This is a genomic window from Flavobacterium ginsenosidimutans (genome assembly GCF_037478105.1).
In the GTDB taxonomy this organism is placed as follows: domain Bacteria; phylum Bacteroidota; class Bacteroidia; order Flavobacteriales; family Flavobacteriaceae; genus Flavobacterium; species Flavobacterium ginsenosidimutans.
This window is the reverse complement of the sequence record NZ_CP147988.1, coordinates 2,296,355-2,317,966: the sequence shown is the minus strand read 5'-3', so window position 1 is coordinate 2,317,966 and position 21,612 is coordinate 2,296,355. Positions and strand designations below refer to the sequence as shown.

The following is a 21,612-nucleotide window of genomic DNA, read 5'->3' as shown; positions in this document are numbered from 1 at the left end:
AAATACAAACATATTGTTATTATTTCAAAAATTGTGTTAAAATTCTAACTGTAAAACCAAAAAGACAGATAAATTTCACAAATAGAACCTGAACACTGAGCTATATGTATACAGATACTCGTAAAAGTTACAAAAGGCTGTTAAAAAAATAATCCAGTAAAGTTTTTAGAATCTGCTTTTTGTATTTTTGCGCCAAATTATTTTTATGAAATCGCTTTTATATAAATACCGCAAATTCTTTATTGTTTTAATAGTATTTTCGGTTGTTACGATATCTTTGTTTTACTCGGCTTTAAAACCAAAAAAGACACTTCCAATTTACAATCCGTCTGATGTAAATCCTGAATTGGTTGACAGTACAATCCAATATAAAAGCAAATACCACACCATTGCCGATTTTTCTTTCATCAATCAAAACGGTGATACTATTACCCAAAAAAATTACGAAGGAAAAATCTATGTTGCCGATTTCTTCTTTACAACTTGCGGATCGATCTGTCCAAAAATGTCAACAAATTTGGTTGATGTTCAAAAAGCAGTTTTAAATAATCCAAAAGTAATGTTGCTTTCTCATACCGTTTTTCCAGAAGTTGACAGTGTTTCTGTTTTGAAAGCATACGCCATTAAATATGGAGTTGTCGACAGCAAATGGAATTTAGTTACTGGCGATAAAAAAGAAATCTACACTATGGCCAGAAAATCGTATTTGGCTGTTAAATTAGGAAGACCAGATCAGCTTTATGATATGGTACATACAGAGAATTTTGTTTTGGTCGATCAAAAACGTCGCGTTAGAGGTTTTTATGACGGAACAAACAAAGAAGACATAAAACGTCTTTTAGAAGACATCGAATTCCTTTCTCAAGAGTAAAATCCCTTATTTTTAGAAACATTTAGCATTTGTAGAAGTGTTAAATGCCTTGAAATAAAGAATAATTGCCTACTTTTGCAATCTAAATTCAATCTAAATAAGCTTGCAAAATACAATACACACTCTGAAAAAAGGCGAAAAAGCCATTATCAAAGATTTTGATATCGATCTTATTCCACTTAAATTATTAGAAATGGGTTGTCTTCCTGGCAGTTTAGTTGAATTGCTTCAGGTTGCTCCTTTTGGCGATCCTTTATATTTAGATATTAATGGTTCTCATGTTGCAATCCGTATTGAAACAGCTCGTGAAATTGAAGTTGAACTTATCAAAACCAATTTGTAATGAGTGTCCAGAATATCAATGTTGCTCTTATCGGAAATCCAAATACCGGAAAAACCTCTGTTTTTAATCAATTAACGGGTCTTAACCAGCAAGTTGGAAATTACCCTGGAATAACGGTTGAAAAGAAAATGGGTTTCTGCAAATTAACCCACAATATAAAAGCCAACATTCTGGATTTGCCAGGAACATACAGTTTGAACGCGAGTTCGATGGACGAAAGTGTGGTTATTGAACTTCTATTAAATAAAAACGACAAATTATATCCAGACGTTGCAGTAGTTGTAACAGATGTCGAAAATCTAAAAAGAAACTTACTGATTTACACTCAAATCAAAGACCTTGAAATTCCGACGATTTTGGTGATCAATATGTCAGATCGTATGGAACGCAAAGGAATTTCTTTGGATATTCCATATTTAGAAGAAAAACTTAAAACTAAAATTGCTTTAGTAAGTTCTCGTAAAGGTCTAGGAATTGAAGAATTAAAAGAATTAATTGTTTCTTATAAAACCATTCCGCACGAACCTTGTTTGAATGCTTCAGTAATTGATCCTGACTATTTCGAAAAATTACAAAAAGCATTTCCAAATCAATTGATGTATAAATTGTGGCTGGTAATTACGCAAGATGTCAATTTTTCAAATTTAGACCGTAATGAAATCAGAAGCACTTTTACCAAATCGCATTCCGAATTAAAGCGTTTACAGCAAAAAGAAACCATCAAAAGATATCAGTTTATCAATGATGTTTTAAAAGAAGGTTTAAAGATTGATGCTTCGATGGCAAAAGATATTCGAGCAAAATTGGATCGTGTTTTGACGCACAAAGTTTGGGGTTACTTCATTTTCTTTGCCATTTTATTTTTGATTTTCCAATCGATTTTCAGCTGGTCAACTATTCCTATGGATTTCATTGACAGCACTTTTGCTTCATTAAGCAGTTGGGTTGCCGAAGAACTTCCAAGCGGTATTTTGACAGATTTACTTTCGCAGGGAATTATTCCGGGTATTGGTGGAGTTATTATTTTCATTCCGCAAATTGCTTTCTTGTTTTTATTTATTTCGATCTTAGAAGAAAGCGGTTATATGAGCCGTGTGGTTTTTTTAATGGATAAAATCATGCGTAAGTTTGGCCTTTCAGGAAAAAGCGTTGTGCCTTTAATTTCAGGAACAGCTTGTGCAATTCCTGCGATTATGGCAACAAGAAATATTGAAAACTGGAAAGAACGTTTGATTACTATTTTGGTAACGCCATTCACAACTTGTTCAGCAAGATTACCTGTTTATGCTATTATTATTTCTCTAGTTATTCCGAGTAAAAGAGTTTTTGGAGTTTTAAATCTTCAAGGATTAACACTTATGGCTCTTTATGTTCTAGGATTTTTTACAGCCATTTTATCGGCTTATATCTTGAATAAAGTTTTAAAATTAGATTCTAAAACGTATTTCGTAGTTGAAATGCCAAGCTATAAAATGCCCCTTTTCAAAAATGTTGGAATCAATGTTGTAGAAAAAACCAAAGCATTTATTGTGGGCGCGGGTAAAATCATCTTAGCAATATCTGTTATTTTATGGTTTTTAGCTTCTTACGGACCTGGTAAAGAATTCAACGAAGCAGAAACTATTGTAAAAGAAAGATTTGCGAATACAACTTTGGATGAAACCCAATTTGAAAATGAAGTTAATTCTCAAAAACTAGAGAATTCTTATATCGGATTAATGGGAAGAGCGATTGAGCCAGCAATTCAGCCTTTAGGTTACGATTGGAAAATCGGAATTGCATTAATAAGTTCATTTGCAGCGCGTGAAGTTTTCGTAGGAACTCTTGCAACTATTTACAGTGTTGGAGATACTGATAACGAATCGACTATAAAAAGCAAAATGCAGGCAGAAATTCGTCCAGATACAGGGAAAAAAGTATTTGATTTTGCGACTGGAATTTCGCTACTGTTATTTTATGCTTTTGCTATGCAGTGCGCCAGTACATTGGCCATTACTAAAAAAGAAACCAATTCATGGAAATGGCCAGCAATGCAGTTGGTTTTCATGAGCGGTCTCGCTTATTTTACCGCATTAATTGCGTATCAACTTTTAAAATAAAAAGTTATGTTTCAAGAAATTATAGCCTTTGCCATATTAGGATTAGCCGTCGCTTTTTTGATTAAAAAGTTTTTTTTTAAATCGAAAAAGAAAAAAGACTGCGGCAATGGAACTGATTGTGGATGTTCTTAAAAAGGGACAAAGGTTCACAGGTACAAAGTAAAAAAAGCTGTTCATTTTGAATGGCTTTTTTTATGAATAAAAATGTCTTATTCTGTTATTTTAAAAACCTAAAATAGCTTATTAGTATATTTTCTAAAACTATTTTTGTCTTCTAAATTTATTAAAAAATGAGACCAGAAGATAGAATGGAAGTAATACGAGACAATAGAGTTGCTCGATTACTGTGGTTTGCAATAGGTTTTTTCTGCGCAACCATTATTACTTATTTGACATGAAAGAGTATCATTAGTTTTTTCTCGGTTTTATCTAATTAAGAATATAGAATAAGGAATATAGACTGTAACTTTAAAACTGTGATTAAAAAATGTCTTATTATAATGGTTTAAAAGCTTTTCAAGGCACCATCACACCTTAATTAAAATTATTTTTGAATTTTTAAAAATACATTTGAAATGACAAGGTTTGAAAAAAGGGAAAACACAAGAAATAGAAGGGTTACAAAATTATTATGGTTTTCTTTTGGATTTTTATTCGCTTTTGGAATAATGAGTCTTTTAAAATCCTGATTATAAATCTGCAAAGCTTTAATAATTTAAGATCAAATTTGAAAATAAAATGGCTCTAGATTAGAGCCATTTTTATTTTTTGTTCTGAAAACTTGATTTTATAGGATAAAAGAATGCGACGATACTATTTCAACCCTTCCCACTCTGCATAAAACTGAGCGAGGAAAGATTCCATGAAGCGGTGTCTTTCTGCAGCGATTTCTTTTCCTTTTTTGGTATTCATTTTATCTTTTAGCAGTAAAAGCTTTTCGTAGAAATGATTAATAGTTGGAGCATTGTTCTTTTTGTATTCCTCTTTTGTCATATTGGTTACAGGAGCAATTTCTGGATTATATAAAGCTCGGTTCTTAAATCCGCCGTAATTAAAAGCTCTTGCAACACCAATGGCACCAATTGCATCTAAACGATCGGCGTCTTGCACAACATCCAATTCGACCGATGAGAACTTTCTTTCGAAATTTCCGCCTTTATAAGAGATATTTTCAATGATATTGACAACATGAGCAATGATGTCCTCAGAAACATTTTCGGCTTCTAAAAACGCTCTTGCTGTTTTTGGCCCAATAGTTTCATCTCCATTATGAAATTTACTATCCGCAATATCATGCAATAAAGCACCTAATTGTACCACTGTAAGATCACATTCTGTTTCTTTCGAAATTAAAATTGCATTCTTATAAACTCGCTCAATATGAAACCAATCATGTCCGCCTTCGGCATCATTTAGTTTTTCTTTAACAAAAGCAATGGTTTTAATAATCAGTTGTGAATCGCTCATATAGAGGTTTTTACAGTTTATAAAAAATGTTGATTGCTAAAGATTTTTGAATCTTCAACAATCAACAAATATATTTTAATCGAATTAAAGCAACAAAGTTGCTTTAAAGAATTTCAACTTTCAGATTCTCATTTTATGTCTTCCTGAGCGAAGTCGAAGGACATCCCGTATGGATTTAGCATGAGATCCTTCGACTTCGCTCAGGAGGACAAGCTTTATAAAAATCATCATACCAAAAAATTAAAATTCTGAAATCTAAAATCTAAATTTTTAAAGTCTCGCTGGTTCAACCCATTTGAAAATATGTGATTCTTGTGGAATAACAATTCTTTCAGAGATTTTTGCCATACGAGCAGGTAATTTCATTAAGTAATCACGAGCTTTTTCTGCTTCATCTGTCAAATTAGAAATTTTATCAATCTCCCATTTGTTGATTAGCTTTTGCATGATGTCAACATAATCGTTTGCAGTATAAACTCCAATGCGTTGTGCTGAATCTGAAAATTGTTCAAAAGCTGTGCTTATTTTTTGACCAGATTCTCTCAAGAAGTGAGCCGGCATAACGATTTTCTGCTTCATCATGTATTGAAACGCCAACATCATTTCGCTTGGATCAACTTGAAAAATCCTAGTAACAAACTCGCTATAGGCATGGTGGTGACGCATTTCGTCTCCTGCAATCATTTTACACATTTTAGACAACTTGTTATCGCCAAATTTCTTAGCTATCTGAGCTACTCTATTGTGCGAAACATAAGTTGCTAATTCCTGAAAACTAGTGTATACAAAGTTTTTGTATGGGTCAGTTCCAGTTCCAATATCAAAACCGTCGTTGATCAAATGCTGTGTTGTCATTTCGATTTCACGCATGTTTACACGACCAGACAAATACAAGTATTTATTTAAAAGATCTCCATGACGGTTTTCTTCTCCAGTCCATTGTTTTACCCACTTAGCCCAACCGTTTCCTTGATTTCCTTCTTGCTGATCTATTCCTTCTACATCCATTAACCATGACTCATATGTAGGCAAAGCTTCTTCTGTGATGGTATCACCAACAAGCGTAACCCAGAAATCGTAAGGAAGTTCTTTAGCAATCTCACGTAATTCTTTTACCTCTTCAAAGAAGTTTTCTCCTTGAGAATCTGGTAAGAAATCCGACGGCTGCCAAATTTTTTCCACTGGAATTAAATACTGTTCAACGAAGCTATCCACGTTTTTTTCCAAAAACTGCATTACTTCTAATCTAATGTTTTTTATAGACATTACTTATTATAGATTTGGGTTGTACATTTTAGCTCGGACTAAAACTTAAACCTGTTTATATTCATTTATTCCTTCTTTAACTGCTTTTTCAGTAATCTCCATCAGCTCATCGAACTTGTAATCTTTAACAGCCAAAGCTTTGTGAGCTGTAAATTTGAGGTGATTTCCTAAACCAACAGGAAAAAAACCAAACTTTACCATTTTCCAAGAATTATTGATACTTACGGGTACAACGTATGCAGATGGTGCATATTTGCATAAAATTTTTAAACCGCTTTGCGCAAATTCTTTTGGTACTCCCGTTTTACTTCTTGTTCCTTCTGGAAAAATAACGGCAGATCTTGTGTTTTTTTCGATATATTCAGACAAGCTTTTAATAACGGGTATCGCTTGTTTAGGGTCTTTACGGTCAATTAGGACAGATCCTCCGTATTTCAAATTAAAAGAAACACTTGGAATTCCACTGCCTAACTCCTTCTTACTTACAAATTTACAATGAAAACGTCTAAAGTACCAAATCATTGCCACGATATCGTACATACTTTGGTGATTTGCCACAAAAATAATTGGCACACCTTTAGGAACCGTGTCCACTCCTTCAATTGTATATCTTGTTCCCACAAGATTAGTACATTTTAAAAGGCAGAAATTTAAATAATCAACACTTTTTTTGTGAGCCTGGTAGCCAAATACATTTAAACAAATCCACTGAATTGGATGAAAAACAGCCAAACATAAACCAAATAATAAATAGTAAATTACCGATATTGGATAAGATATAATTTTTTCCATGCTTCAAAAATTAATGCGCAAAAGTAGTAAATATATTTTTAGACTTATTAAAATTGAAAACAATAACTGTTTTTATGGTTTAATTGTACCTTTGTACCAGAATTTGCAAATTTTTTCTGAATTAAATGAGCTGAAGCTCCAATAAAATGACGGATTTATATCAGATAAAATTTGTAAATTTGACAGTAAACTTCTTTTATAAAGTCATGAAAAGCAAGATCGCACGTTTTGTAATAAAACAACACAGGGAAAAACTAAATCTTAATGAAACAGACATTTTAATTAAATCTGCTTCACAAAGTTCAAGTTATGCTATTAGGGAATCTAAAGCTTTAGGATTAACTATAAAATCAATTTCAGGAAAAAAAATAATTGAAAAACTGCCAAACGGAGAAATCAGAGTAATTCGAAATCTTCAAGATAAATCCATTTCAGATAATGGTTTGAAAAAGGGAATGGTATTATGCAGGAAATAAAAAAAAGACTGAGAGTATTTGCTGGACCAAATGGCTCTGGTAAAAGCACTCTTTTCGAAGAATTTTCAAAACATTACAATACTGGATATTTTATCAATGCGGATTATATTGAAAAGATTCTCCAGATCAAAGGTTTGATAGATTTAGATTCATACAACATTAAAGCCAAGTCGGAAGATTTAACGAATTTCTTAAAAAAAGAAAACACTAAAACCCTTATAGATACTGCTAAAGCAAAGGGATTTGAAATTTCTCTAGATATAAAAGAGAACTTTATCATTTCTCTTTCAAAAAACCCTAATAGTTATGAAGGCTCTCTTATTTCTTCATTTTTGAGGGAAAAACTTCTAAATGAAAACAAAAGTTTTTGTTTTGAAACCGTTATGAGTCACGTTTCAAAATTGGATGATATTAAAGATGCAAATTCCCTTGGTTATACAACATACTTATACTTTGTCTGTATTGATGATCCCGAAGTTAATATTTCTCGAGTAGAAAATAGAGTTCAGAAAGGCGGACATGCCGTTGATAGTCAAATTATAAAAGACAGATATACAAGAACTTTGAACAATCTATTTCCTGCTATAGAAATTTCAAACAAAGCGTATTTATTTGACAATTCTGGAGAAAAGTTAACGCTAATTGCAGAAATATATGATGCAAAAACTTTAAAACTTCATATTAATGAAGAAGATTTCCCAAACTGGTTTAAAGAATTTGTATTAAATCATTTCATATAAAATGAACTTCACTTACCCTAAAAACGAGCGTTTAAAGAGCAAAACGACCATTGGATTATTATTTTCTGAAGGAAAATCAGTGTCTAAATATCCGCTTCGTTTGGTTTACCGTCAAGCGGAAGCAAATTCAGAAGAAGAAACAAAAATTGGCGTATCAGTTTCAAAGAAATATTTTAAGAAAGCCGTTGACCGAAATTACTTCAAAAGAGTTTTGAGAGAAACCTATCGTTTGAACAAACATTTACTTTTGAATAATCTAGATCGGCCTTACTCGATAATGTTTTTTTATCAGACGAAAGACCGTTTGTCTTACGAAGAAATCAACACCAAAATGATTCAATTGTTTGAGAAATTTTCAGCACAAATCAACAAATCTGAAGATTCTGAAAACAAAACAGAATCGTAAATCTCAAAACGTAAGATTATTAATCAACTTAGACAAAAAAATCGTAGTTTTAGCTCTAAATTGAAATTCTATGCGACATATTTTCTTTTTATCTTTTTTGTTTTTAATTCTTTCCGGATGTAAAAAATCTGAAGCTTTAAATGAAGAAGCTTATGCGATTCAAACTGTACAAATGCCTGCAAAAGCAGAAGCTAGCTCTGCTGATAAAAATTTTGATCCAGTAGCTGCACCTGCCCCAAAAGTCAAACAAGAAATTGAACAGAAGATTATAAAGGAAGCAACTTTACGATTTGAAACTGATAATTTAGAAAATACTTTCGGCCAAATTCAAAAAGCGGTTGCAAGTAGTAAAGCGAGAATTATAAACGATTCTGAAGGAAAAGATTATGGCACTGTTTTTAGAAATCTAATCGTAAAAGTACCAAGCCAGAATTTTGACCGTTTTATAAATGATGTTTCTAAAGGTGTTTCTTATTTTGAAGTTAAAAATATTTCTGCTCAAGATGTAACAGAACAATATATTGATCTGACTTCAAGATTAAAAACCAAGAAAAAACTGGAAGAACGTTATCTTGAAATTTTAAAGAAAGCGAACAAAGTAAGTGAGATTTTAGAAATTGAAGAACAAATCTCGACCATTCGAGAAGAAATCGAATCTAAAGAAGGTCAGTTAAAATATTTAGAAAGCCGTGTTTCTGAAAGCACAATTACAATAGAATTTTACAAAACAATTGCCGAAAAGGAAGGCGTTAAAATATCATACGGTTCCAAGCTTTGGAACGCCATTAAATCTGGATTCTATACTTTATCCGATTTGTTGATTTCATTGTTAAGCGCTTGGCCGTTTGTATTTTTATTTGTTGTATTTGCCTATTTTATTAGAAAAAGATTAAAAAGAAGAAAAAAAGAATAATCATGTATCCGTATTTCAAAAAGAAATTTATTATACCAGTCGCTGCGGCGGGAATGTTGTTTGTTGGAACCAGTTTTAAAGAGGACTTTTTTGAGATTGCCAAACAGATCGAAATTTTTACAACTTTGTTTAAAGCCGTAAATACCAATTATGTTGACGAAACAAATCCTGGCGATTTGATGGATAAAGCCATCAAAAGCATGTTGGCAAGTTTAGATCCGTACACGGTTTATTTCAATGAACAAGATGTTGTAAACTTCAAAATCAATAACACTGGAGAATATACAGGAATCGGCGCTTTGATTTCTAGAAAAAAAGATCGTCTGATTGTGCGTGAACCTTATAAAAATTATCCAGCTGACAAAGCAGGACTTAAAGCGGGTGACGAAATTATCCAAATCGGTGATATTTTAATTGCAGATTTTAAAGACGATGCTTCGCAATTATTGAAAGGAACAAAAAACACCAAAATCAACATAAAATATCTTCGTCAAGGAAAACCGAGTTCTACAGTTTTGGTTTTAGATGAAGTGGATATTAGATCAGTTCCTTTTTATGGAAAAATTGACGACAAAACAGGATATATTGTTTTATCTCATTTTAGCAGAAAAGCTTCAAATGAAGTAAAAGAAGCTCTTGAAAAACTAAAAGCTGACGGTGCTAAACAAATCGTTTTGGATTTAAGAGGAAATCCTGGAGGTTTATTGAATGAAGCTATTGATATCTGTAATTTGTTTGTTCCAAAGAATGAAGTGATTGTAACTACTAAATCTCGAATTGAAAAACACAATAACACTTATAAAACTCAAAAAGAACCAGTTGACACTGAAATTCCATTGGCGATTTTAGTAAACGGAAGAAGTGCTTCAGCTTCTGAAATTGTTTCGGGTGCTTTACAAGATTTGGATCGCGCAGTGGTTTTAGGAAGCAGAAGTTTCGGAAAAGGTTTGGTACAACGTTCTGTTGATCTTACTTATGGAACTCAATTGAAAGTAACTATTTCTAGATATTACACGCCTTCTGGAAGATGTATTCAAGCTTTGGATTATGCACATAAGGACAAAAATGGTGTTGCACAAAAAACAGATGCTAAAAATTTCAATGCTTTCAAAACCAGAAAAGGAAGAACGGTTTATGACGGCGGAGGAGTTTTGCCAGATATCGAATTGGAAGAAGCAAAAATAAGTCCAATTGCAACTGCCTTAATTAAAAACGATGGTGTTTTTGATTATGCTACAAGCTATTATTATAAAAATCCGAATTTGGGAGATAAAATTCCAACTTTAACCGATGCCGATTATATAGCTTTCAAACAGTTTTTGAAAACCAATAAAATCACTTTCGATACAGAAACCGAAATTGCTTTGAAAAATACTTTAGCTGCAGCTAAAAATGAAAAAATAGACGAAACAATTGCTCCTGAATATCAGCAGTTATTAGCCGCTTTAGAGAAAAGCGAAAGCACGTTATTGGATAAAAACCAAAAAGAAATTAAAAACATGATTTTGGAAGAGCTGATTAAGAGATACCAATATCAAGAAGGTTTGTACCAGTATTACCTTAAAAACAATTCGGAAATTAAAAGAGCAGTTAGTGTATTAAATAATCAAACAGAATATAAAACGATTTTAAAAATGTAATAAATGAAGCTGACTCTGGCCTTATTTCTGTTCTTTTTTTATACAGTCACGGCGCAGCAAAAACCTGTTGAAACGATTTATTTTGAATTTGACAGATATGATTTAACAAGCAAACAAATCAATGTTGTTTCTGATTTTATAAAAAACATTGACACATCAAAAGTGGAGTCGATACAGATTTATGGCTATTGTGATGATAGAGGTACCGATCAATATAATTACAGATTATCTATCAATCGTGCCAATACAATTCAAACCTTACTAATAAGCAAAGGATTCAATCAAAGTAAAATTGTTATCCTGGAAGGAAAAGGCCGAATTGTTGTAAAAGCAGATACAGTTGAAAATTTATACGAAACCCGTCTTCGAAATCGGCGGGTTGATTTAATTGTCATTAAAAAAAATAGCTTTGGAAAAGGCATTCACAATTCCTTCAAAGACAAATTAAAAGTTGGCGATAAGGTTTATCTGGAATCCATTTTATTTGAAATTGGAAGTGCGAAATTAACTCCAATTGCGAAAAAAGAATTAGACAAAGTTGCCGTAACGCTTCAAAAACACAGAAACTTAAAATTTGAAATACGTGGACATGTTTGCTGTACACCCGAAATCTATAGTGACGGAATTGACAGAGACACCAAAGAAAGAAGACTTTCCTGGAATCGCGCCAAAACTGTTTTTCATTATTTAATTTCCAAAAAAATATCAAAAAGCCGCATGACCTATGTCGGATGCGGCAATCAATACCCGTTAGGAAAGGGCGATAGATACGATCGACGAGTTGAGTTTTTGATTACGCAAATTTGATTTATTTCTAAATTTAGGAAAAAGAAAAAGTCCACAGAGCTCTCCAAGCATAGAAAACAAACAAACAAACACAAATCATAAAAATGATTCATTAATTTCCATTACAGAAAATGTAATAAATATTATTCTAGACCTTAATTTTTGATAACATAAATTAGGTAAATTTAAACTTCTTTAAGCAAAAGCCATTCAACAATATCTTTAAAGACATCATCCCAATGATAAGTAGTTTCTAATTCCTCACCATTAGCATTAATCTTTCTAAATTCAAAATTATGCCCATAATTTGGATAACTTTTGAGTTTTAAATTTTTCTTATTTAATAAAAATGGCAACAAATCATTTTGCAAAGAACCAATGTCTTTAGTACCGTAAACAATTAAAAGTGGATTTTTATAATGTTTAAAGCTTTCAAAACTCAAGTTTTGATTATAACTTAACCAATTCTTATACTTGATGTTATTGCTATAATTATTTTTATCATATTTAATAGTTAGATAATCTTTCAAATCTTCTTCTACATTCTTTTGAGATTGGTCATCAGTATCTCTATCAATACTATAAAATCTTTCTTTTAAAATACTTTCAGCAATCCTGTTAAATGGATTAGCTGACAAGCAAACCATCTTTGCAATTTTTTTATTATTTTCTGCCGCTTTAGCAACTACACGATATCCCTCAGAATGTCCAATTACAAATAATGGTTCATTTTTAAAATGTTTATTCTTACTAAGATCATTAACAACTGAAACAACTTGTTTTACACGATATTCTAAATTATCATTCTCTATAAAATTTTTAGGAACTTCTCCTTTTTCATTTACATATCCGCGGGAATCTCTATCATAACTTCCTATTAAAGGAATCCCTTTTCTCCCTATAATAACAAAATTAAACTTTGATCGATAATCATCAATTTTAAAAGGAATTATTGAGCCTGTACTAATGTCATCATAAAAAAGAATTGGCAAGGGTAATGATCCCTGTACAAAAACTAATGTTGGTTTAGGAACGGATGTTTTTTGTTTTGTAGTAAGATAAATAATCGTGTCATTTTTTGTTCTCAAGATGGTTTTATAAAAACCAGCCTGTTCTAAATAAAATTTTTCATCGTTTTGAGAATAAATATGATCTATAAAAACGAAAAAACACAATATTACTATTTGTATCCCTTTATTCACTTGAGAATTTATCTTTAATAATTTCGTCATAATTTAACTTTTGTAATTTTATCTTTTGCAAAACTTCTTGTGATAACCGCTGCAATAGTTCATTCTGGATATGACATATAATCTGAATGATTTCTTTGCAATAGATAGAAGGATTGTTAAATTTTTTTTCCAACGAATATCTGTGTCCTATAAATCCTCCTCCGCATATTGGCTTGAACAAACAACTCTCACAAGTTTCACACAATTTATCATGACTATAATAATATAATCTTGCTAATTCGGAGTGCTTGTAAATTATATTCAAGTCATGGTTGAGTACATTAAAACTTGTTTTAGTAAAACCATCTCCACAAGTTTTCAATGTATCAACTGTTTCAATACTTCCATCAGTTTCTATAACTAAAGTTTTATTTATTCCACAACCAAAAATTTCTGATTCACCACCAAATCCAAGAATCAGATTAATAAGATCAGAAAATGGTCTGACATTTGGTTTTTTTGATTCGTTATCATTTATCCATAAATCAAACATTTCTACAAGCCAATTGCCAATTTTAGGCACTTTATTACTATCAGAATTTATATAATTATAATCTTGAAATAAAAAATGAACATTATTTACTTCCAATTTTTTAAAATGCAGATAAACTTCTTTTGGATCATCACTTACATCAATTACGCATAAACAATTAGCAAAATCATCTCCAAATACATTTTTAATCGAGTTAAATCCATTTACAATTTGAAGATACATATTCTCTCCTTTATGGCCTACTCTATTAATACTATTAGATTTTGGCGTTCCATCAATGCTAATTCCGACTTGAATATTTAACTCTTTAAGATGCAATGCTATTTCTTCGTTTAATAATGTACCGTTAGATTCATACCATATTCAATACGAATTTCTTTTGGTATTATTCTTTTTTGAGTTTTAATAAAGTTCTCATAAAATCCAATGCCTGCCAATAGAGGTTCACCTCCATGAAAAACTACCAAAAATTCGCTAAGATTATTTTCAATACAATTATCTTTTATTCGCAATAGTAATGATTCGATAACATTCTGAGTCATAAATTTAGGCTGCAATTTATAACTTGTATCACCCATATTATATACGTAACAATAACTACAATTCAAATTACATCTACTTGCAACTTTAACTACAAGATTGTTAGTTACCATAAAATTATTCAATTAAAATGGGCGATCACTCGCCCAATAATTAATACATTTTTTTTAACGTCTTACATAAGTACTTTCAGTATATGTTCTGCCTGCTGGCGGATCACGATCCTCCATAACACCTCCAAATATCTTTTGCATTTCCGTTCTTAATAAAGGTCTTAATGAATCATCCTTTTTTTCAACATTACTAGTCTTGTCTAAAAAAAAACTTTACTTTTTCTTTCTTCATAATAAAAAATTTAATTTTTTAAAATCATAATTAATAACTAATTCAAATTTATAGGCTCTTCTTCAAAAACATTATTCAAAACTATGCAGTTTTTATGCGAATTGATTAATTAAAAAAATCAAAATGAAAGATTAAATTTTTAAAAGTTTAAAAAAAATGATATAATTGTAAGAAAAAAAATACAGTAATGAGAAGAAAATTAATCTTAGCGAGACTTGAAAAAGGTTATTCTCAAGAAAAATTGGCTGATTCAATTGGGATGAGTCAATCTGCTTACAGTAGACGTGAAAATGGAAGTATAAAAATAACTGTCAACGAGTGGAAGAGAATTGCTAAAGAATTAGATGTTAAAATAGAAGAAATTTGTGAATTTGAAGAAAACAAAAATTATGCATTATCACAATCATTTAGTATCCCTTCTTTCGTTATAGAACATATTGAATTATTAAAAAAGGAAAATAAAATATTAAAAAATGAGTTAAGTCGATTAAAAAAAACCAGCTAATCCCGAACCATTTCAATATGCGGAATATCATCTTCCAAATACATTTCGCTAGTTTGGACAAAACCATGGCTTTCGTAAAATTTCTTTAAGTACAATTGTGCACCAATAGTGATTTGATCTTTTCCAAAATTGGATTTAATTCCAGCAATTGCTTCTTTCATTAATTCGTGTCCCCATTTTCTATCGCGATAGTTTTGGTCAACAACTACTCTTCCAATCGAAGCATTATCAAAGCTTATTCCAGCATCAAATAATCGCGAATACGCAACAATTTTGCCTTCAAACTCTCCAATTAAATGCAATGCTTTCTTGTCTTTGCTATCAAGATCCAAATAAACGCAATTTTGTTCGACTACAAAGATTTCACTTCGCAATCTGAGCAAATCATATAACTCGTCTACAGTTAATGCCTCAAAAGGCTTTATTTTCCATTTTAGTTCCATTCTTATTTTTATGTTTTGCCGCGAAGGCACAAAGACGCTAAGTTATATTATTTTTTTAGCTGTGCTAAAGTTTCTCATAGAAATTGCAAAGACACAAAGTTATATCTCTTAGAATAAAACTTTGTGCCTTTGATTCTTTTACCTAAATAGAAAATTATTTTTTCGTCATTATAATTTCCATGCTTTTAAATTCAGAACCATTTTTTACATCGTACATTTCCATTTTACGAGTCTTTGGATCTACAATAGTATACACTTCGCGATAAGGTGTTTTTTCACCATTAACAGGATTCACCATTTCGCCTTTTAGTTCCATACTTTTTGTTTTTTCATCGTATTTTCCCATTGCAACCATCATTCCGGTTCCCATATTGTCAATAAAGGTTGTGGTGTATTCTTCGCTGGCATTGTTGTAGGCCAAAGTGCTTTTGCCTTCAAAAGGTTGTCCCATCATGGTACCTTGATAACTTGCTTCTTGGTAACGTCCGCCTAAAACCATTTTGATGTTTGCCGTAGAAGTTGCTTTTTCAGCTTTTCCATTTGGTTCTGACCAAAAAGTCATATCGCAATTCCAAGTTCCAACTTCGTCTGCCATTAATTTGTGTGCTGCACTTGGAGTTGCATAAGCTACCCAAGCTTTCATTTGCGCTGCAGAATCAAGCGGTTCTTCAACAACTGGTTCTTCCGTTTTAACACCGTCTACAGCTTTTGGGGTTGGCTCCTCTGTTTTTACTTCTTTTTTACACGAAATAAAACACAGGGCTATAATTGCGAATGTTGTGGTTAATTTTTTCATAACTATTTGTTTTTATGTTTGTTATGAATAAAATTACGAAATTTTTTGCTTCAGGTTTCACGTTGGATATGCTTTATCTTTTTAACTGCAAAGTTCACAAAGGTTTTACGCAAACACCACTAAGTAAATTTTTAAGGAAGTAACGTTCTCAGAGATTGAAACATGAAACTTTAAACAAAAAAACTATCTTTTATCAACTCTAACTGTTTTTATGATTGCTTCTAAGTCTAGCATTAAATCACGTTCTTGATGTGATGGCGAATAACAGAATCCTTCGATCACTAAAACTCTATTAAAAGTTTTATCTAAAATTGCATAATTGATAAAAGGACCACTCATAAAATCGTTCTTTAATTCCCATGTTCCTTTTGTTTCAAAAGCATCTCTGCTGTCTAAAGTAATTTTTGAAAAATAGGGCGCATAGGCTTCGCTGGTAATCATTTGCGTATTGGGTTCACGTCCTTGTATATATTTCCCAATAGAGTCTCGCATTTTTACTATAGCATTTACGACGTCTTTTTTCTTTTTGAAATTGTTCAATGGAATCTGATAAATCAATAAGCTTGTATTCCCACTTATGATTTCTTTTTTTAACCAAATAAACTTCTTTTTGTGTAGCATGTATTCATATCCCGTTGGAATTTGAATATTGATATGAAATTTATTTTTTATGATGGCTTTATTCAGCAAAGAAGCGCTGTTATCTTCCTGAATTTTTTGAATTTCGGCATCGTGAATAATCTTTATTATTTGAGGCGAATTCAATTCAAGACTACAAATAATATCATCGACAGATTTTCCGTAAATTCGAAAAGTGTTGTGTGGTAAAGTTTTACTTCGAATGATTTCGAATTTTTCTGCGGCTGTTTTTTTAACCACAATAATGCTTCGGCTATCTGTAACAAAGCCTTCCAATAATCTTGCAGGATATTGATTTATGGTAAAAAGAGGTTCTTCTTGAGTAAGTCCAAGAACCGGCGAAGCAAATTTATTTCTGATGCTGTCTCCTACTTCTCCATACCATAATTGATCGTCAATAATGACCGAAATAGTATTGGTTTTTCCTGAAACTGTTTCATTTTGCTTTTCACTCTTGAAACATGAAGTCAGTAAAAACGGAAGTAATAGCAATAAAAAATGGGTTTTATTCATTTTTTTAATTTATGAAATAAAACCCAAATTTAATAAGATTTTTCTATTATCCGTTTATTTTAAGTTTCATTCCCGGTTTAATATCTTCATCTTTAATACCATTCCATTTTTTAATATCTGAAATTGTTACTCCAGGATATTTTTTAGAAATGCTGTATAAAGAATCTCCTTTTTTAACGTAATAATCTTCACTAACGTTTTTAGAAGGTGCTTTTTTCTTGAATGTATCAACCGAGTTTGATGCAATTGCTGTTGAAACTGGCTCTTCTATAACTATCGCTGCTTTAGAAATAATAAGCGTTTTTCCTAAACCAATGTTATTTGAAGTTAAATTGTTAAGTTCTTTTAACTCCGCAATAGTCGTACCGAATTTTTTTGCAATGCTACCTAAATTGTCTCCAGCTACTACAACATAATCCATATCTACAGCTGATTTCTCTTTTTCATCAGCAGAAGCAATAGCTTCTTCTTTCTTATCTACAATTGGAGCACTTTTAACAGGCGCTTCTTCTTCAGATTTTATCTTAATATTTCTACCAATGGCAACTGAATTCGATTTTAAGTTATTCCATTTTTTTAGTTCACTGATGCTAACATTGTATTTAGATGCAATTGCTCCTAAATTATCTCCTTTTCTAACTTTATAGAATTCGAAATCTCCATTTTCAATCACAGCTGGTTTTGCTGCCGCTGGTCTAGCTTTTGGAGCATATTTTACCGCCAATCTAGAATTTGTTGATTTCATTTCAGAATCATACTTGACGTAAGCATAAATCTGATCTTCGTTTGAAACGAATGTTGCTACTTTATCTTTTGGAAGACGAATGAAGTGCTGTTCTCCTTGATAAAAAGGAACAACTCCCATTTTATAAGACGGATTTAAAAGCTGAATCTGAGATTGTGGCATATCTAATAAATCGGCAATCTGTTTGAAAGACATTTGATTTTTGACCGCTACTGTATCAGTTTCAAAGTTTTTAACCACTGCTCTTTCAGGGTTAATTCCATGTTCTTTATGATATTCAAAAAGATACATTGTTGCTAAGAAAGCTGGAACGTAACCTTGTGTTTCTTTTGGAAGGTAATTGCGAATGTCCCAGTATTTTGTTTTTCCGCCAGAGCGACGAATTGCTTTGGTAACATTTCCTGGACCTGAATTGTAAGAAGCTAAAACCAGTTCCCAGTCACCAAAAATATTGTACATTTTGGTCATGTATTCTGAACATGCGGCAGTAGCTTTAAGAGGGTCGCTTCTTTCATCAATATAAGAATCAATTTTTAAAGCGTATTGTTTTCCGGTTCCGTACATAAACTGCCAAAGTCCCGTTGCGCCCATTTTAGAAACTGCTTTAGGATTTAAAGCAGATTCTACAACGGCTAAATATTTTATTTCCAAAGGAACGTTTTGTTTTGCAAAAGCATCCTCAAAGATTGGGAAATAATATTCTGATAAAGCCATTAATCGAGAAAACGATTTTTTACGGTTCTTAAGAAATGACTTTATTATATTTTCTAAACCTTGATTGTATTCGATTTCAAAAGGTGATTTCTGATTCATCGCAACTAAACGCCGTTTCAGCAATTCGGTTGGAAGTTCTTCATCTACAGTAACATCTTTGTTGATGGTTTGTATGTCTTTAGTCAAATCATCATAAATATCTAGACTTACTAATTCGTTCATCCAAAGACTATCAACTTTTGAAGCTAAATGGTCTCTTTTGAATGTACTTTTAATAGAATCTAAATATGATAGTTTAACCTCAGGCTTAATCTCTAGATCTGTCTTCGCCGTTTCCTGTGCACAGACAGCTAACGAAAAGAAAGCCGAAACCACAAGTGATAATTTCTTTACAATCATATAACATTATTTTAAAATTCTGTAATTCAAACAATTACAAGAGTTGTATTTTTGCAAATCTAAGCCCTTTATTGAAGAAAACTGTTTAAAAAAATGTTAATTGTGATATTTTAGTCTAAAATCGCAGCGATTCCAGGCAAAATTCTTCCTTCTAACATTTCAAGCATAGCCCCGCCTCCTGTAGAAACGTAACTCATTTTATCTTCAAATCCGAACTGTTTTACTGCTGCAACAGAATCTCCACCTCCAACTAATGAAAATGCTCCGTTTTCTGTAGCTTCTGCGATATAATCTCCTAATGCAATTGTTCCTTTAGAGAAAGTTTCCATTTCGAAAACTCCTAATGGACCATTCCAAAGAATCGTTTTAGAACCTAAAATTACTTTTTTGAAGTTCTCTAAAGATTTTGGACCTGCATCTAAACCTTGCCATCCGTCAGGAATTTCAGTTACGTCTACAACCTTAGTATTTGCACTGTTTGAGAAATCGTCTGCAGCAATAACATCAACAGGAATATGAACCTGAACTCCTTTTTCTTTTGCTAATCTTAAGATTTCAAGAGCTAAATCTAATTTGTCATCTTCGCAGATAGACTCACCAATTTTTCCGCCTTGAGCTTTAATGAAAGTAAATGTCATTCCTCCACCAATAATCATGTGATCTACTTTATCTAAGATATTTTCGATAACCGTAATTTTAGAAGAAACTTTAGAACCTCCAAGAACAGCAGTTACAGGTTTTTCACTGTTTTTAAGAACTTTATTTAAACTGTCAATTTCTTTTGCCAATAATGTTCCAAAAGTTTTATCGTTTGGAAAAAATTGTGCAATAATAGTAGTCGATGCGTGTGCTCTGTGAGCTGTACCAAATGCATCATTTACATAAATATCTCCAAGAGAAGCTAATTCTTTAGCGAAAGCTACATCTCCAGCTTCTTCTTCAGAATGAAAACGTAAATTTTCTAATAAAAGAACTTCGCCTGGTTTTAAATCTTTTGCTGCAGTTTGAGCTGGTTCTCCAACACAGTTTTCAGCAAATTTTACTTTAACTCCTAAAATTTCAGAAGCTGTTTTTAAGATATGTTTTAGAGAGTATTTCTCTTCTGCTCCTTTTGGTCTTCCAAGATGTGACATTAAAATCACACTTCCGCCTTGTGCTAAAATAGTATCAATTGTTGGCTTTGCTGCTTCAATACGTGTAGTATCAGTTACATTAAAATTCTCATCCAATGGCACGTTGAAGTCAACACGGATAATTGCTTTTTTATTTTTAAAATCGAAATCATTTAAAGTTTTCATCTGCTAATTTTTTTAATTTTTTGAAAGAATAACAAATATAGGACTTTTACCGTACTCTAAATTTCAAAAAAGCAAAAATAATCCATTAATAAAAACGAAAACGTTGTAAATTATGAAAATAAACAAATTAATTCTTAAAAATGATAAAATTACTTGTTTAATCGTGAACAGGACCTTGTGTACAAGGACAGTTACTGATAGATTGTAAGAAATCGAATCCGATTGTGATTGAATGCGTTCCTGAGTTATAGCCGCTAAGACCGTTAAACATCAACTGGTATGAATATGCAAAATAGAATTTTGATTTCATAAAACCAGCCATTGGTCCCATCGCCAAAGGCTTCGGGAATTGGTCATTTAAGAAACGGTAAGAAACTCCAATCCAATAATAGTCTTCGTAACGATTGTAACGTCTGTACTTGAAGTTGAAATCGGTAGTAGAACGTTGGTCACTCGCAAAATATTGAAGGAAAACCGATGGTTCGTATTCTATACGTCTATTTTCTCCATCTTTAAAAGTGAATCCAGTATATAACTGAAAGTTAGAAAGTAAATCTGGTTCGTTTGTTCTTTCTGAAGTCAAATTTTTCTTTAAAACGTTATTCGCATTAAAACTCACGTAGAAGCCTTTATTACGATATAAAGCACTAAGGTCAAAGTTGTTGTTTGATGTACGACGATCATCTGTTACCCCTCCATCTGTACCAGTAAAATTACCAGTTTCTAAACGGAAAGTATTTATGTTGTACGAAATACCAAATGAAAGATACTGTTGTGAATAATAATCTAAGATAAGGTGATGTGCAAACGATACCTTAGCTCCCGTCTGTTTTGTATTACCGTTACTATCATTATACAATGAAATACCTACTCCCGAACGATCTAAAACTCGAAAATCTGCATACACTGATTGGTTATCTGGTGCATCTTTAATTCCGACCCACTGTGTTAAACCGTTGGCTCTAATACGGAGGTTGTCTCCAATACCGGCATACGCAGGGGAAATAATGAAAGGGTTATCAGCTAAATACTGGGTAAACACTGGTAGGTTTAACTCTTGGCTGTAACTTGTTGTTACAGCCATGAGTACTAAGGATAAAATAAACTTTTTCATTGTATTAAATTTTTTAGATAACATCATTGGGGCTATA

22 protein-coding genes are annotated in these 21,612 nt (G+C 31.9%); 10 read left to right on the top strand and 12 right to left on the bottom strand.

The features are described from left to right. Positions 1–205: 205 nt before the first annotated feature. From V6624_RS10240 to feoB, 3 genes are all read left to right on the top strand, one after another. Positions 206–871: an SCO family protein gene (locus V6624_RS10240; RefSeq protein WP_111284840.1), complete on the top strand. Its 666-nt coding sequence runs from the start codon at positions 206–208 to the stop codon at positions 869–871. A 103-nt stretch (positions 872–974) separates the two neighbouring features. Further along, positions 975–1,214 carry a FeoA family protein gene (locus V6624_RS10235; RefSeq protein WP_008465698.1) on the top strand — a complete coding sequence of 80 codons (240 nt, stop codon included), beginning with the start codon at positions 975–977 and terminating at the stop codon, positions 1,212–1,214. Continuing rightward, positions 1,214–3,313: a ferrous iron transport protein B gene (gene feoB, locus V6624_RS10230; RefSeq protein ID WP_111284839.1), complete on the top strand. Its 2,100-nt coding sequence runs from the start codon at positions 1,214–1,216 to the stop codon at positions 3,311–3,313. Before V6624_RS10235 ends, feoB begins: the two co-directional genes overlap by 1 nt. 813 nt (positions 3,314–4,126) lie before the next feature. Here the strand turns inward: feoB and V6624_RS10220 are convergent. From V6624_RS10220 to V6624_RS10210, 3 genes are all read right to left on the bottom strand, one after another. Beyond that, entirely contained in the window at positions 4,127–4,780 is a 654-nt protein-coding gene (locus tag V6624_RS10220; protein ID WP_111284837.1) for an HD domain-containing protein, read from the bottom strand. A gap of 270 nt (positions 4,781–5,050) precedes the next feature. Next, positions 5,051–6,046 (bottom strand): acyl-ACP desaturase, encoded by a 996-nt coding sequence (locus tag V6624_RS10215; RefSeq protein ID WP_111284836.1) that lies wholly within the window; start codon positions 6,044–6,046, stop codon positions 5,051–5,053. 45 nt (positions 6,047–6,091) lie between these two features. Beyond that, on the bottom strand, positions 6,092–6,838 hold the full coding sequence (locus V6624_RS10210) for a lysophospholipid acyltransferase family protein (protein WP_111284835.1): 747 nt from the start codon (positions 6,836–6,838) through the stop codon (positions 6,092–6,094). A gap of 206 nt (positions 6,839–7,044) precedes the next feature. On the opposite strand from V6624_RS10210, the gene V6624_RS10205 reads away from it, so the two are divergent. The 6 genes from V6624_RS10205 (at position 7,045) to V6624_RS10180 (ending at position 11,820) form a co-directional block, all read left to right on the top strand. Next, on the top strand, positions 7,045–7,314 hold the full coding sequence (locus V6624_RS10205; RefSeq protein WP_162614924.1) for a hypothetical protein: 270 nt from the start codon (positions 7,045–7,047) through the stop codon (positions 7,312–7,314). Continuing rightward, positions 7,302–8,054: a hypothetical protein gene (locus V6624_RS10200; RefSeq protein WP_111284833.1), complete on the top strand. Its 753-nt coding sequence runs from the start codon at positions 7,302–7,304 to the stop codon at positions 8,052–8,054. The genes V6624_RS10205 and V6624_RS10200 overlap by 13 nt, the downstream gene beginning before the upstream one ends. A gap of 1 nt (position 8,055) precedes the next feature. Further along, positions 8,056–8,460 carry a ribonuclease P protein component gene (rnpA, locus tag V6624_RS10195; RefSeq protein ID WP_111284832.1) on the top strand — a complete coding sequence of 135 codons (405 nt, stop codon included), beginning with the start codon at positions 8,056–8,058 and terminating at the stop codon, positions 8,458–8,460. A 70-nt stretch (positions 8,461–8,530) separates the two neighbouring features. Then, entirely contained in the window at positions 8,531–9,373 is an 843-nt protein-coding gene (locus V6624_RS10190; RefSeq protein WP_111284831.1) for a DUF4349 domain-containing protein, read from the top strand. A 2-nt stretch (positions 9,374–9,375) separates the two neighbouring features. Further along, on the top strand, positions 9,376–11,013 hold the full coding sequence (locus V6624_RS10185) for a S41 family peptidase (RefSeq protein WP_111284830.1): 1,638 nt from the start codon (positions 9,376–9,378) through the stop codon (positions 11,011–11,013). 3 nt (positions 11,014–11,016) lie between these two features. Then, positions 11,017–11,820: an OmpA family protein gene (locus tag V6624_RS10180; protein WP_111284829.1), complete on the top strand. Its 804-nt coding sequence runs from the start codon at positions 11,017–11,019 to the stop codon at positions 11,818–11,820. Positions 11,821–11,984: 164 nt separating this feature from the next. Here the strand turns inward: V6624_RS10180 and V6624_RS10175 are convergent, their stop codons facing one another. Genes V6624_RS10175 through V6624_RS10165 form a run of 3 tightly spaced genes read right to left on the bottom strand, consistent with a single transcriptional unit; the run spans position 11,985 to position 14,177 of the window. Further along, positions 11,985–13,031, bottom strand: a complete 1,047-nt coding sequence (locus V6624_RS10175; RefSeq protein ID WP_111284828.1) for a hypothetical protein — start codon at positions 13,029–13,031, stop codon at positions 11,985–11,987. After that, complete coding sequence (locus tag V6624_RS10170) at positions 12,994–13,842, bottom strand: hypothetical protein (RefSeq protein ID WP_111284827.1); 849 nt, start codon at positions 13,840–13,842, stop codon at positions 12,994–12,996. The genes V6624_RS10175 and V6624_RS10170 overlap by 38 nt, the downstream gene beginning before the upstream one ends. 14 nt (positions 13,843–13,856) lie before the next feature. Then, positions 13,857–14,177 (bottom strand): 4Fe-4S cluster-binding domain-containing protein, encoded by a 321-nt coding sequence (locus V6624_RS10165; RefSeq protein ID WP_111284826.1) that lies wholly within the window; start codon positions 14,175–14,177, stop codon positions 13,857–13,859. Positions 14,178–14,596: 419 nt separating this feature from the next. Here V6624_RS10165 and V6624_RS10160 point away from each other — a divergent pair, with 419 nt between their 5' ends. After that, on the top strand, positions 14,597–14,914 hold the full coding sequence (locus V6624_RS10160; RefSeq protein WP_111284825.1) for a helix-turn-helix transcriptional regulator: 318 nt from the start codon (positions 14,597–14,599) through the stop codon (positions 14,912–14,914). Here the strand turns inward: V6624_RS10160 and V6624_RS10155 are convergent. The 6 genes from V6624_RS10155 to V6624_RS10130 form a co-directional block, all read right to left on the bottom strand. Next, the gene (locus V6624_RS10155; RefSeq protein WP_111284824.1) at positions 14,911–15,357 is read right to left on the bottom strand and encodes a GNAT family N-acetyltransferase; all 447 of its coding nucleotides are present in this window, start codon (positions 15,355–15,357) and stop codon (positions 14,911–14,913) included. The genes V6624_RS10160 and V6624_RS10155 overlap by 4 nt on opposite strands. A gap of 154 nt (positions 15,358–15,511) precedes the next feature. Further along, positions 15,512–16,153, bottom strand: a complete 642-nt coding sequence (locus V6624_RS10150) for a DUF1579 domain-containing protein (protein WP_111284823.1) — start codon at positions 16,151–16,153, stop codon at positions 15,512–15,514. Between the two features lie 183 nt (positions 16,154–16,336). Further along, a complete protein-coding gene (locus tag V6624_RS10145) occupies positions 16,337–17,305 on the bottom strand; it encodes a DUF4837 family protein (protein WP_111284822.1) in 969 nt (322 codons plus the stop codon). A 46-nt stretch (positions 17,306–17,351) separates the two neighbouring features. Beyond that, positions 17,352–19,163 carry a LysM peptidoglycan-binding domain-containing protein gene (locus V6624_RS10140; protein ID WP_111284821.1) on the bottom strand — a complete coding sequence of 604 codons (1,812 nt, stop codon included), beginning with the start codon at positions 19,161–19,163 and terminating at the stop codon, positions 17,352–17,354. 110 nt (positions 19,164–19,273) lie between these two features. Beyond that, entirely contained in the window at positions 19,274–20,461 is a 1,188-nt protein-coding gene (locus tag V6624_RS10135; RefSeq protein WP_111284820.1) for a phosphoglycerate kinase, read from the bottom strand. Positions 20,462–20,618: 157 nt separating this feature from the next. Beyond that, positions 20,619–21,602, bottom strand: a complete 984-nt coding sequence (locus V6624_RS10130; RefSeq protein WP_111284976.1) for a PorP/SprF family type IX secretion system membrane protein — start codon at positions 21,600–21,602, stop codon at positions 20,619–20,621. Between the last annotated feature and the right edge of the window lie 10 nt (positions 21,603–21,612).